This window comes from Pseudoalteromonas sp. TAP-3C, from assembly GCF_059888565.1.
This window is the reverse complement of record NZ_CM187618.1, coordinates 2192468-2205685: the sequence shown is the minus strand read 5'-3', so window position 1 is coordinate 2205685 and position 13218 is coordinate 2192468. Positions and strand designations below refer to the sequence as shown.

12 protein-coding genes are annotated in these 13218 nt (G+C 40.5%); 7 read left to right on the top strand and 5 right to left on the bottom strand.

Annotated elements, in window-relative coordinates; translation table 11 throughout:
- Complete coding sequence (locus AC6H44_RS10380; protein ID WP_500735359.1) at positions 1 to 417, top strand: type IV pilin protein; 417 nt, start codon at positions 1 to 3, stop codon at positions 415 to 417.
- Positions 418 to 420: 3 nt separating this feature from the next.
- Here the strand turns inward: AC6H44_RS10380 and AC6H44_RS10375 are convergent, their stop codons facing one another.
- A complete protein-coding gene (locus AC6H44_RS10375) occupies positions 421 to 954 on the bottom strand; it encodes a GspH/FimT family pseudopilin (RefSeq protein ID WP_500735358.1) in 534 nt (177 codons plus the stop codon).
- Between the two features lie 75 nt (positions 955 to 1029).
- A complete protein-coding gene (locus tag AC6H44_RS10370; RefSeq protein ID WP_500735357.1) occupies positions 1030 to 1572 on the bottom strand; it encodes a GspH/FimT family pseudopilin in 543 nt (180 codons plus the stop codon).
- A gap of 247 nt (positions 1573 to 1819) precedes the next feature.
- On the opposite strand from AC6H44_RS10370, the gene AC6H44_RS10365 reads away from it, so the two are divergent.
- Complete coding sequence (locus AC6H44_RS10365; protein ID WP_008114445.1) at positions 1820 to 2158, top strand: P-II family nitrogen regulator; 339 nt, start codon at positions 1820 to 1822, stop codon at positions 2156 to 2158.
- A 57-nt stretch (positions 2159 to 2215) separates the two neighbouring features.
- On the opposite strand, the gene AC6H44_RS10360 is transcribed toward AC6H44_RS10365, so the two are convergent.
- Entirely contained in the window at positions 2216 to 2980 is a 765-nt protein-coding gene (locus tag AC6H44_RS10360) for an outer membrane protein assembly factor BamD (protein ID WP_500735356.1), read from the bottom strand.
- A 141-nt stretch (positions 2981 to 3121) separates the two neighbouring features.
- Between AC6H44_RS10360 and rluD the strand changes: the two genes are divergently transcribed.
- From rluD to clpB, 3 genes are all read left to right on the top strand, one after another.
- A complete protein-coding gene (gene rluD, locus AC6H44_RS10355; protein ID WP_500735355.1) occupies positions 3122 to 4099 on the top strand; it encodes a 23S rRNA pseudouridine(1911/1915/1917) synthase RluD in 978 nt (325 codons plus the stop codon).
- A 2-nt stretch (positions 4100 to 4101) separates the two neighbouring features.
- A complete protein-coding gene (gene pgeF / locus AC6H44_RS10350; RefSeq protein WP_500735354.1) occupies positions 4102 to 4833 on the top strand; it encodes a peptidoglycan editing factor PgeF in 732 nt (243 codons plus the stop codon).
- A gap of 97 nt (positions 4834 to 4930) precedes the next feature.
- Positions 4931 to 7507 (top strand): ATP-dependent chaperone ClpB, encoded by a 2577-nt coding sequence (clpB, locus tag AC6H44_RS10345; RefSeq protein WP_500735353.1) that lies wholly within the window; start codon positions 4931 to 4933, stop codon positions 7505 to 7507.
- A 56-nt stretch (positions 7508 to 7563) separates the two neighbouring features.
- Here the strand turns inward: clpB and AC6H44_RS10340 are convergent, their stop codons facing one another.
- Positions 7564 to 9111: a methyl-accepting chemotaxis protein gene (locus AC6H44_RS10340; protein WP_500735352.1), complete on the bottom strand. Its 1548-nt coding sequence runs from the start codon at positions 9109 to 9111 to the stop codon at positions 7564 to 7566.
- A 422-nt stretch (positions 9112 to 9533) separates the two neighbouring features.
- On the opposite strand from AC6H44_RS10340, the gene gshA reads away from it, so the two are divergent.
- Both gshA and AC6H44_RS10330 read left to right on the top strand, forming a co-directional pair.
- Positions 9534 to 11108, top strand: a complete 1575-nt coding sequence (gshA, locus tag AC6H44_RS10335) for a glutamate--cysteine ligase (protein WP_500735351.1) — start codon at positions 9534 to 9536, stop codon at positions 11106 to 11108.
- Between the two features lie 126 nt (positions 11109 to 11234).
- Entirely contained in the window at positions 11235 to 11843 is a 609-nt protein-coding gene (locus tag AC6H44_RS10330; protein WP_500735350.1) for a transglycosylase SLT domain-containing protein, read from the top strand.
- A gap of 58 nt (positions 11844 to 11901) precedes the next feature.
- Here the strand turns inward: AC6H44_RS10330 and AC6H44_RS10325 are convergent, their stop codons facing one another.
- Positions 11902 to 13170, bottom strand: a complete 1269-nt coding sequence (locus AC6H44_RS10325; RefSeq protein ID WP_500735349.1) for an HlyC/CorC family transporter — start codon at positions 13168 to 13170, stop codon at positions 11902 to 11904.
- Between the last annotated feature and the right edge of the window lie 48 nt (positions 13171 to 13218).

The window sequence follows — 13218 nt, the reverse complement described above, 5'->3', positions numbered from 1 at the left end:
ATGGTTGCCAAGCACACTGGGTTTACTTTAATTGAGCTGATGATAGCCGTGGCAATTGTGGGTATTTTAGCCGCCATTGCCGTGCCTAATTACAGTGAATATGTAAAACGCGCATCACGTGCAGAAGCGGCATCTGCACTTTTAGATGCCGCAAACAAGCAAGAGCAGTACTTTGTAGATAACCGAGCGTATACCAACACGTTAACTGACTTAGGTGTTCAAAGTAAAACAGAGAACGGCCACTTTGAACTTGCAGCAGAGGTTAAAAATAATACGTTTACTATTACAGCAAAACCTATTGCGGGGGCAGTTAAAGGCGATGCCGACTGCACAGAACTGTCAATTAATGAGCTGGGGTTAAAAAGTGCTAAAGGCACAAAAGGTGACTCTGACGTTAAATATTGTTGGGGTCGATAATGTTTATTCAGTACATTTATCGGTCGATTTAATGCGGATCCTACCTGTTTGGCTTACCGATATTGAAAGACCATCAAGTTCTGCTTGATCAGAACTTGGGCAATAAATAAAGGTGCCATTTTGAAAACCATTTAGTGTACCATCTGGCCTAAATGTAATGGCATCCCGTGGGTATGTTAACGTATCGGCTTCATGTGTGTGCTCAAATGTACTGATCAGCTGCTCGTCATCGCCAAGCGACGTTGACTTGTCGTTATCAACAAATATAGCGAGCTGGTTATGCCAGTCGTCCAGTGTACATTTATTACTTTTTAATGCGCATAAAGTAACGTAACTGTTTTTTTCTATAGCGTATAAACGAGCGTAATTGATATTTTTGTGTAACAAGCTAACTTGATTGTTGACGCGGTTTAGCGCTAAAAAGTTGGGTAAATAAGACAAGGATATTTGACCTACAATGGCAATAATTGCGAGGCTAACCAGCAGTTCTATTAATGTTGTACCATGGTGAGTAGAAAAATATAAAGGTAACTTCATCCCTGAAGCCTCAATTTAAACGTTCATATTGTAAGTTTAGTAAAAACTTAAATTATGGCAAGTGTTGTTTAATTTTTAATCATCCTGTTTGCTGTTGCCTAAATAAAAAGCGGTGCCTGATTGGGAAAGTGTGAGTGCCTCGCTATTATCTTGATTACCATTAGCAGAAAAAACAAAGTTACCTGGCGCTGTAGTAATGCGGCCACTGGTATTAAAGCGGATTTGGCTACTCCCAGAAAATTTCACTTTGTCGTTGGGGTTGGTTTTTTCCATGACTCTTATTAAACTATCACCACTGTCATATTGCCCATTATTATTACCGTCGACAAAGGTGACAACAACATTATCGCCCGCCCATTCAGTGGTGCACTTAAAATTGGCGGCTGAACTTTTTACACCAGCATAAGGTGCTGGGCAAATAATAACTATTTCATCTGTACTTGCGGCTTGCGAGCGGGCAAAACTAATATTGCGTTTAAGCTCTAATAAAAAATTTTCGCTGCGGTTTTCTTCCAGCATATCGCTACTATTCCACAAAGCAATAGAGGCAATTATTGCAACAATAGCCACAGTGACCATTAATTCTAATAGGGTAAATCCACGGTACCTAGTGTTCATATATTTCTCGTTTGTAACTGCAAATTTAGCGCCTATTTATTTTTGAAAGGTTAAACATGCGCAGCCCAAGGGGCTTTTCCTTAATAGAACAAATATAATCCTTTAAAGGTCAACATTTTTTAAGTATAGTTTTTTTATTAAAAAAATTATAGCTGCAATTTTACTAATATTATTCAATCACTTTGTTTGCTATGGGCAGTATGATTGTCTAAAATCGAGGCAACTGAGGCTTTCAAAAGTAATTACTATGAAAAAAATAGAAGCAATCATTAAACCGTTTAAGCTCGATGACGTGCGTGAAGCATTATCTGATGTGGGCATTACAGGTATGACAGTAAGTGAAGTAAAAGGGTTCGGGCGTCAAAAAGGCCACACAGAACTATACCGTGGTGCTGAGTACATGGTCGATTTTTTGCCTAAGGTAAAATTAGATATTGTGCTAGGCGATGAAGATGTAGAGCGTGCTATTGATGTAATTGTTAAAACAGCACAAACAGGAAAAATTGGTGATGGTAAAATATTTGTCACCGAGGTGGAACGTGTTGTCCGTATCCGTACTGCAGAAGAAGACGAAGACGCGATATAATCGTCATAATTATAAAAAAGGCGTTACTTAGCAATAAAAAGTAACGCCTTTTTTGTTTTATTTTTGTCTGTTATTGAATTTGCGCGTTTGGGCCGCATGTTCACTTAATTGCGTTAATCCAAGTTTATCGTAACTTTTTTCCATCATGGCTAATGCTTGATCAAGGTAACTACTTTGTGAGTAATGCTCTACGACAAATTTACCGCGATTTGCGGCAGCTAAATAGGCTTCACGTTCGTAGTAGTAAGTCGCTACTTTTAACTCATAACGTGCCATACGGTTTAACAACCATACTAAACGGCGTTTAGCTTCAGGGGTGTAGCTACTTTCTGGAAAGCGTTTAACTAAGGTTGATAAGTCAGTAAATGCAACGCGGGTGCGTTTAGCATCTCTGTCGGCTCTATCTACACCAAAGTATTCTTGGAAAGCGTTTTTATCCGCTTTAATATTAACCAAGCCACGCATGTAATACATGTAATCTAAATCTTTGTGGTTTGGGTTTAAGCGTATAAAGCGGTCAATGGTTGCCAGTGCTTGTTCTGTATTACCTGATTGGTAATGTGCATACACTAAATCCATTTGTACTTGCTTTGAAAACGGGCCAAACGGGTAGCGAGAATCAATGGCCGACAATAATTCAATTGCGCGTGCATACAAACCAGAATCAAGCGTTTGTTTTGCATCTTCGTATAGTGCTTGTGCCGATCTATTGGGTACACGCTGAATATCTTCTTGATCTGGCGCTGACGAACAGGCCCCTAAACTAAGTACTGAAACTGAAAAAACAATGGCGAATGCACGTTTCCCTATTTTATTTATCATTTTATTTGTTACCTTCGATGTCTTCGGCTAGGCCAAGTGGGTAAAACCGAGTAAACTATGCGTATTATGTTATGCTTTTATTAAAAGCGATTCTAACCCAGTCAAGCTCAGCTTGCACTGGTAAATTGGGTAAAGTTACTAATGTCAGAGCAAATATCTCTCCAAGCCGAGGTCCCAACAGACTTAGGTGGTAAACGTCTAGACCAAGTATTAGCACAATTGTTCCCTGATTATTCACGATCACGGATAAAAACGTGGATTTTAGATGATAAAATCACCGTTGATGGCGAAATTTTCAACACCCCGCGTGAAAAACTATTCGGTGGTGAAGTTGTCGTTGTTGAGACAACAATAGAAGCACCGCGTGAATACGAAGCACAAGATATCAAATTAAACATTGTTTATGAAGATGATGATATTTTAGTGATTAACAAACCAATGGGATTAGTGGTACACCCTGGTGCAGGTAACCCTGATGGTACGGTGTTAAATGCATTGCTACATCACTATCCAGATATTATCAATGTGCCGCGAGCGGGTATTGTGCACCGTTTGGACAAAGACACCACAGGGTTAATGGTTGTCGCGAAAACGATTCAGGCACAAACACATTTGGTTAAAGCACTGCAAAAACGTGAAAACTTCACTCGTGAATACGAAGCGTTATGTAATGGCACAATGACTGCCGGTGGTATGGTTGAAAAACCCATTGGCCGCCACGCTACGCAGCGCACTCACATGGCAGTCCATGAAATGGGTAAACCGGCGATTACGCATTATCGCGTTGCCGAAAAGTTTCGTGCTCATACGCGTTTGCGTTTACGTCTTGAAACAGGGCGTACACATCAAATTCGTGTACATATGGCGTACTTGAATCACCCATTAATTGGCGATCAATCCTATGGCGGTCGCCCGCGTCCACCAAAAGGTGCAACCCCTGAATTATTTGAGTTGTTACGCAGCTTTAAACGCCAAGCGCTTCACGCCGTTAAACTCAGTATCGCGCACCCAATTAGTGGTGAAATGATGACATGGCAAGCCCCTATCCCTGACGATATGGTAGCGATGACGCAAGCGCTGCGTGAAGATACCAAAGCAAATCCTGATATAGCAAGCTAACAATGTATGGCTTATCAGCAACTTGGCAACCTATTCAAGGTGTAGAGACACTAAGTACTACACGAAATGGGGGGGTATCTCAGCCTCCATTTGATAGTTTGAATTTAGGATTACATGTAGGTGATAACAGCCAAAATGTATTAAATAATAGAGCGCGTGTAAATACTCACTTACCTAAGCCGGCTATTTGGTTAAACCAAGTTCACAGTGGCGATGTAATTACAGTAGATGAGCAATTTGAGCTTAGCCAAATTCTCACAGGTGATGCGCTCTATACACAATTACGTCATCAACCACTGGCCATAATGACGGCTGATTGTTTACCGATTTTACTTACATCAAGTGATGGGCAAGAGGTGGCTGCCATTCATGCCGGTTGGCGAGGATTAGAGCAAGGTGTGATTAAAAATACGCTGAGCTGTTTTAAACAGGCTTCCGCGAGCGTACATGCTTGGCTCGGTCCTGCAATAGGAGCTAATCAATTTGAAGTCGGCCAAGAGGTCGTTGAGTTATTTACTGCCAATAATTTTGCGATGCACAGCGCGTTTAAACTTCAAAATAACAAAAAATATTTAGCTGATATTTATAAAATAGCGCGTATTTTGCTAAACCAATTAGGTGTTATAAACATTAGCGGTGGTGAGCATTGTACGGTTTCTCAAGCAAATCTGTTTTTTTCTTATCGGCGAGACGGGCAAACCGGGCGTATGGCAAGTTTGATCTGGCGCAATTAAATACATATTAAGTGATTATTTTCTCCACAATAGCTTGAACAAATCTACTAACATACCCATTTATTAACTAATTAGTTTTTATTATAGGTAAACCCACATGCGTTTAGATAGATTTACAAGTAAATTACAGTCTGCGCTTTCAGATGCGCAATCGTTAGCGCTAGGTCGCGATCATCAATTTATTGAACCCGTTCACCTTATGTACGCTTTATTAAAACAAAGTGGTTCGAGTGTGCGTGCTTTATTTGCACAAATGGGGATTAGCGTTGATGAACTTAATACTAAGCTATCTCAAGAGATAGAAAAACTATTCAAGGTGGAAGGCGTTGGTGGCGATGTGCAGCTGTCCAATAACATGGTTTCGCTGATAAATTTATCTGATAAGTACGCCCAAAAACGCAAAGACAAATATATTTCTAGCGAACTGTTTGTATTAGTTGCGTGCGAAGATAAAGGGCCGCTTGGCGGCGTGTTCAAAGCACTTAATATTACAGCAAACAAAGTTGAAACGGCCATAGAGGCTATTCGTGGTGGTCAAAAGGTAGATGACCCGAATGCGGAAGAAACGCGTCAAGCACTTGAAAAGTATACGATTGATTTAACTGAGCGGGCAGAGCAGGGTAAATTAGATCCTGTGATTGGCCGTGATGATGAAATACGTCGTACTATTCAAGTACTACAGCGTCGCACTAAAAACAATCCGGTGCTAATTGGTGAACCGGGTGTGGGCAAAACAGCGATTGCTGAAGGGCTTGCGCAGCGTATTATTAACGGTGAAGTGCCTGAGGGATTAAAAAATAAACGCGTACTCTCGCTTGATTTAGGCTCTTTAGTGGCGGGCGCTAAATACCGCGGCGAATTTGAAGAGCGTTTAAAATCGGTACTTAATGAGTTGGCTAAAGAAGAAGGCCAAGTGATTTTGTTTATTGATGAAATCCATACCATTGTCGGCGCGGGCAAAAGTGATGGCGCCATGGATGCAGGTAACATGCTAAAACCCGCATTAGCGCGTGGCGAACTGCACTGTGTTGGCGCAACCACCTTAGATGAATACCGTAAGTACATTGAAAAAGATGCCGCGCTTGAGCGTCGTTTTCAAAAAGTATTAATCGAAGAGCCCTCAGTTGAAGACACTATTGCTATATTGCGCGGTCTTAAAGAGCGTTATGAATTGCATCATTCGGTAGAAATTACCGATCCCGCCATCGTCGCGGCAGCGCAGTTATCGCATCGCTATATTAGTGACCGCCAACTACCTGATAAAGCAATCGATTTAATTGACGAGGCAGGTTCATCTATTCGGCTGCAAATTGACTCAAAACCCGAAGTGCTAGACAAGCTAGAGCGTCGTATTATTCAGTTAAAAATTGAAGACAATGCCCTTGCTAAAGAAAAAGACGAGGCGAGTCAGAAACGCCGTGCTGAAATGGTTGAGCTTATTAGTGAGCTTGAGGTGCAATACCGTGAGCTCGATGAAGTATGGAATGCAGAAAAGGCCTCGTTACAAGGCACGCAAGTCATTAAGGCCGAGCTTGAACAAGCGAGACTTGATTTAGAAGTCGCACGCAGAGCGAGCGATTTACAACGTATGTCTGAGCTGCAATATGGGCGTATACCTGAGCTTGAGCGCAAACTCGATTTAGCATCGCAAGCCGAAATGCAAGAAATGAGTTTGCTTAAAAACCAAGTGGGCGAAGATGAAATTGCAGAAATCTTATCACGTTGGACCGGTATTCCAGTGGCACGCATGCTCCAAGGTGAGCGTGAAAAGCTACTGCAAATGGAGGAGCAATTGCACAGTAAAGTGATAGGTCAAGATGAAGCGGTTATTGCGGTGGCCAATGCTATACGGCGTTCGCGAGCAGGACTTGCAGATCCAAATCGCCCCATTGGCTCGTTCTTATTTTTAGGGCCTACAGGCGTAGGTAAAACAGAGCTTACAAAAGCGCTGGCAGGTTATATGTTTGACACCGAAAGTGCCATGGTGCGTATAGATATGTCTGAGTTCATGGAAAAACACTCAGTGGCACGTTTAGTGGGGGCCCCTCCAGGTTATGTAGGCTACGAAGAAGGAGGCTATTTAACCGAAGCTGTTCGTCGTAAACCTTACTCAGTTATTTTGCTCGATGAAATAGAAAAAGCGCATCCAGATGTGTTTAATATTTTATTACAAGTTCTTGATGATGGGCGTTTAACCGATGGGCAAGGCCGTACTGTCGACTTTAAAAACAGCGTGATCATTATGACCTCAAACCTAGGCTCAGACATTATTCAAGAGCAAGCAGGGAATAATGACTACGATGAGCTGAAAAATAAGGTGATGGGCGTACTTCATAACGAATTTAGACCAGAGTTTATTAACCGTATTGATGAGATTGTGGTGTTTCATTCGTTGGCGCATAGCCACATTAAAGAAATTGCAGATATTCAGTTAAGTAAACTGCGTGAGCGCTTAACGCAAATGGGCTATTTATTAGAAATGAGTGATGCCGCACTTGAGCGAATTGCAGCCAGTGGCTTCGATCCTGTTTATGGGGCACGCCCTCTTAAACGTGCAATCCAGCAAACCATTGAGAATCCATTAGCACAAAAACTGTTAAATAGTGATTTTCAACCAGGCAGTATTATTGTTATTGATGCTAACGAAGAAGGTTTAGTGTTTACTAGCCGCTAGTGACTGCCATACCACTAATAATACAAATAAAGCCGCTGTTTAAAGCGGCTTTTTTTTTAAACCTTAAAAGTGAGTAATAAATCATTCACTTTTCTTGAGCCTTCCACTAACTCAGCAGCTCCATGGGCTACGCTAAAACTCAATTGTAAGTTTTCATCACCCAAGCCTTTGATTTTTTCAACATTGCTGCTAATGTCTTTACTGACCATTTGTTGTTGCTCTGCTGCGGTTGAAATACTTGTGGCAAGTTGTGAAATTTCACTAATTTGTATAAATATACTGTCAAGCGCATGTTGGGTCTGAACTGTAGTGTTGGCACACTCGTCAGCTTGTTGTTTTGTGCTTTGCATTACTTTTGACCAACTAAACAGCGTATCTTGAATTTCTTTGATTGAGCTATGAATTTGAGCTGTGGCGTTTTGAGTACGCGACGACAACGCCCTTACTTCATCGGCTACAACAGCAAAACCCCGCCCATGTTCACCTGCTCGAGCCGCTTCTATTGCTGCATTGAGTGCGAGTAAATTAGTTTGATCAGCTATACCTTCAATTTCACTCATTACTTGGCCAATTTTATCTGCCTCAGTAGCAAGCCCTGTGGCTGTATTTGCCGCTTGCTCTACTTGCACTGCCAAGTCAGACACCATTTTACTATTATCGGCAATGTGATTTTTTATATCAGAGCAGCCTTTATAAGTAATCTCTACTTTATCGACGGTATCATTAGTGTTGTTAGATATTTCGCCAATTGTGGTGCTCATTTGCGACATCGCAGTGGCAATTTGCTCAAGCTGTGCTCCTTGAGAAGAAATACCTTGCTCGGTTAATGTCGATTGCTGATCTAAGCTTTGAGCAATATTGTTAAAACTTAAGGTTGAGTCCTTTACACGACCAAGCACTGTTTTTAGTTTAGCACTGAGCATTTGCTCTCTATAATCGCTAACGCTATGCGGGTGTGAGCCACTAAACACATAGCGAGATACAGAGTCTGCTTGGTTTTTTTGTTGCTTAAGAGTGTTGGGTGTGGCTACTAGCTCATCATAATTTAAAGCAACAACAACAATACATACTAATAAGCTAATCGCTGCAAGCATCAAAGAGCCCCAAACAGCCATACCAGCCAACCAAATTAAAATACCTACAAGGGTTAAACCTTGTCTTAGTGATGTGCGTTCACGCCAGCTAAATAGTGACTTGTTAGCATTAATTTTAGTGTAAAGTTTTTCGGCTCTGCGTTTTGCGCGTTGTGCTAATTTAATTCGCACTGACTGATAACCAATAAGTTGACCATGCTCAAAAATGGGGGTTACAAATGCATCAACCCAATAATAACGACCATCTTTACATAAATTTTTGACCGCTCCTCGCCATGAGTGGCCTTGTTTTAAGGTATCCCACATTTCTTTAAATGCAGCTTTTGGCATATCAGGATGGCGAACTATATTGTGATTTTTATTTATTAGTTCACCTTCTTCATAGCCAGCGATGTTGCAAAACTCATAGTTAGCATAAGTAATAACACCGCGTAAATCGGTTGTAGAAACCAACTCCTGATGATCCTCAAAGGTGACTTCTTCGTTTATTAAGCTTTGATTACGACGCATAGTAACTCTTTATCATTCTTTATGGTGGTGGCTATTGTAATTACTAAAACTAATGGTTGTTAGTGATATGTGTTAAATAGCAGAAGTGAGTGATTTTATTTGCTATTTTCATGATCTTTATCAACCTTAAGCGTACTTTAATATTTCAATAATGACAAACTGTTAGGTTTTTATTGTTTTTTTTAAAGTCGTTAAAACACCATGTGACGGTTTAATGGTTGCGGCAATTAATATATAAAAGAAATTGTATATTTGTGGTGGCAATGGCAAGATTATCTTTTATGGCGTGTAACAAGCGTGTTTAAAATCCAGTAAAAACTATATCGAATATATTCATGTAGTTTTTCGCTATTTAATCTTGAGTAAAGGTAATTTGACCCCATAACCTTACGATTAAGCCACTAGGCTCGAGGAAACTTTTTTTGGCAACTTATAATTTAAAGAACACGCTCACCGCGTTATCTAATGCAGATAATCAGCATGCTATTAAAGGTATTATGCGCGGTATTGAGAGAGAATCACTAAGAATTAAACCCGATGGTTCTATTTCTAAGCAGGCACACCCTAAAGGGGTGGGTTGTGCACTCACTAACGGGCATATCACCACAGATTTTTCTGAATCCTTGCTTGAGTTCATTACGCCGGTTAGTAAATCATCAAAGCAAACGTTACAACAGTTAAAAGACTTACAAAAGTTTACCTTAGAACATATGGGCGATGAACTATTATGGCCAATTAGTATGCCGTGTTTTATCAAGCATCAAGATGATATTGTGCTAGCGCAGTTTGGTGATTCTAATGTCGGCAAAATGAAAACGTTATACCGAGAAGGGTTAAAGAACCGTTACGGCAGTATGATGCAAGCGATCGCTGGCGTGCATTTTAATATTTCTTTTCCCGAAACGTTATGGCAATCACTGCATTCATTTAAGCAAAGCAAACTAAAACTTGACGATTTTATATCCGATGGTTATTTAGCGTTAATTCGTAATTTTAAGCGCGAGCTGTGGCTAATTAGCTATATGTTTGGTGCGTCTCCGGCATTATGCAGCTCATTTTTGCAAGGGCGTAAAAGTGACTTACCATTTAAAAAACTCGGCAAAGGGACTTTGTACTTAGAAGTAGGCACTGCATTAAGATTAGGTAATTTAGGCTATACCAATAGTGCACAATCATCACTGCGAGTTATGTATAACTCATTAGATGAATACGTAGCAGGGCTTAAACAGGCTATTAATACCCCTTCAGATATTTATGGCAATATTGACGATTACACGACGACAAAGCCAAAGCAATTAAATAAAAATATTTTGCAAATAGAGAACGAGTTTTACTCGCCTATTCGTCCTAAGCGAAATACTAAAAATGGTGAAACACCCACCGATGCGTTGCTTAGAACAGGTATAGAGTATGTTGAAATTCGAGCGTTAGATGTTAATCCATTTAGTGAAGTAGGCATTGATTTAGAACAAATACACTTTTTAGATGTATTTTTAACGTATTGTTTATTAAAAGATTCAGCACCTATGGGTTGGGAAGAACAAACACGTAGTACTGAAAATCTTGATACGGTGGTAAATCAAGGCCGAGAACAAGGTTTGATGCTTAATTTTAATAATGAGCCGCGCAGCCTTGAGTCATGGGGAAACGAAATTTTTAGTCAGCTGAGTGACGTTGCTCAGTGGATGGATAGCGCTTATGGTGTTGATTATTACTCAGCAACCATCAAACGCATGGCAACTTGGGTACATAAGCCTGAGTTAACCTATTCGGGTCGTTACGTAGATGAGCTAAAAGCTTCAGGGTTAGATAATGGTCACTTTGCACTGTCACTTGCTAAAAAGTATAAGCAAAACCATGTGATAACCAGTTATACTGAATTTTCAAAATCGTGGCTTGAGCAACAGGCTGCCCAGTCGTATCAAGCTCAAAAAACAATTGAGCAAGCGGATAATCAATCATTCACTGCGTTTCTAGATACCTATTTTAATAAGTAACAAGCAAAAAAAACGCAGCCTATAGTGGCTGCGTAAATATTCTTTAGGGATGAAACAATGCTGTACTGCTGCATTCATAGATTCAGACCTACACTTTTTTGAAAGGTTCAGTGAGATCTTAAAAAAATGAAAAAAAATATTATTACTTTATCCCTACTGCTGACTTTAGTGGGCTGCGCAGCGGCACCACCAAAGCAGCCAGAGGATATTTGTAAGATTTTTGAAGAGAAGTCTGACTGGTATTTTGATGCCAAAGACGCGCAAGAAAAATGGGGCTCTCCTAAGCATGTATTGATGAGTATGATGTACCAAGAAAGCTCATTTCGCCATAATGCCGCGCCGCCTATGGAGTACTTTTTATGGGTGATCCCAACGGGCCGAGCAAGTTCAGCTTATGGCTATTCTCAAGCTAAAACACCAACCTGGTCTGACTACATACATGAAACAGGCAGCAGTGGCGCTGATAGAGATAACTTTGCAGATGCTATCGATTTTATGGCATGGTTTGTTTATAAAACTAATAAAATTAATGGCGTGTCTAAATGGGATGCCTACGCACAGTATTTAAATTATCACGAGGGGTGGGGTGGTTACAAGCGCGGTACCTATCGCAACAAAAAGTGGCTAATGAGTGTGGCTAATAAAGTAAAACACCGTGCGAGCCGCTACAGTGTGCAATTGAGGCGCTGTGAAGATGAGTTAGACAAAAACTGGTTAGAGCGTTTGTTTTTTTAAGTTATTTGTTGGTAACTACTTAGCACTAAAAAAGGAGCCAATTGGCTCCTTTTTAGGATTATTTTTTTCGTTTGTTGGGCTGAATTTTAACTTGTTTAATCATGTTTTCTTTTACTTCAAGTACCTCAACGGGATACCCTGCAATACGAAGGCTTAAGTTCGCATCAGGAATATCTTCTAAATACTCAACAATGAGGCCGCTTAATGTTTTAGGGCCGTCTAATGGGAAATCCCAGCCCATTTCTTTATTTAAGTCGCGCACGTTAGCACCGCCATCCACTATATAAGAGCCGTCACTTTGAGTGGTCACTTCCTCACTCGGTGTGCGAGTTTGTGTGGTGGTAAAATCACCAACCACTTCTTCAAGAATGTCTTCAAGTGTAACTAAGCCCTGAATATCACCATACTCATCGACTACAATGCCAATACGTTCTTTCGATAACTGAAACTTAAGTAGTTGGGTGTTAAGCGAAGTACCCTCGGGAATAAAGTAAATTTCACGAACTGCACGCAATAACGACGGCTTATCGAACTGCTCTTTAGTGAGTAGGCGTAATGCATCACGAGAATGAATAAAACCGACAGCATCGTCAATATTATCTCGGTATAAAAGCACCCGAGTATGCTGGGCATGAGTAAGTTGCTTACTAATTATTTTCCAATCGTCGTTAATATCAATGGCTACAATTTCATTGCGAGGGATCATAATATCTTCGACAGTCACTTGCTCTAAATCTAAAATAGAGGTCAGCATACTTTGATGGCGAGCAGGGATTAATGCACCAGACTCATTCAGCACTGTTTTTAATTCTTCTTTACTCATGCTGTGTTCATCTATTTGTGCCGCACTAATACCAAATAAGCGCAGTATGCCGTTAGTCATCAAGTTAACAATGACAACGAACGGGAAAAGGATTTTTAATAATCCTTTTAATATAACCGAGCTTGGAAAAGCAACTCGCTCAGGATAAAGTGCAGCCAATGTTTTAGGCGTTACTTCTGCAAAAATAAGCACCACTAATGTCAGCGCCCCAGTAGCAATAGCAATACCTAAGTCACCATACAAGCGAATACCGATAATAGTAGCAACCTGTGCTGCCGCAATATTAACTAGGTTGTTACCAATTAGGATTAGCCCTATCAACCTATCAGGTCGACTGAGTAATTTACTAACGCGTTTCGCAGCACGATGATTCTCTTTAGCGAGATGTCGCAAACGAATACGATTTATTGACATGATCCCGGTTTCTGAACCGGAGAAATAAGCAGAAAAAAGTACCAATAAACCCAAAATGATAAACAGGGTACTTGTTGATATGTCGTCCAACGATGGATCCTTTTTTTATAAATCTGTGCGTATTAGGCTAGAGTGAGC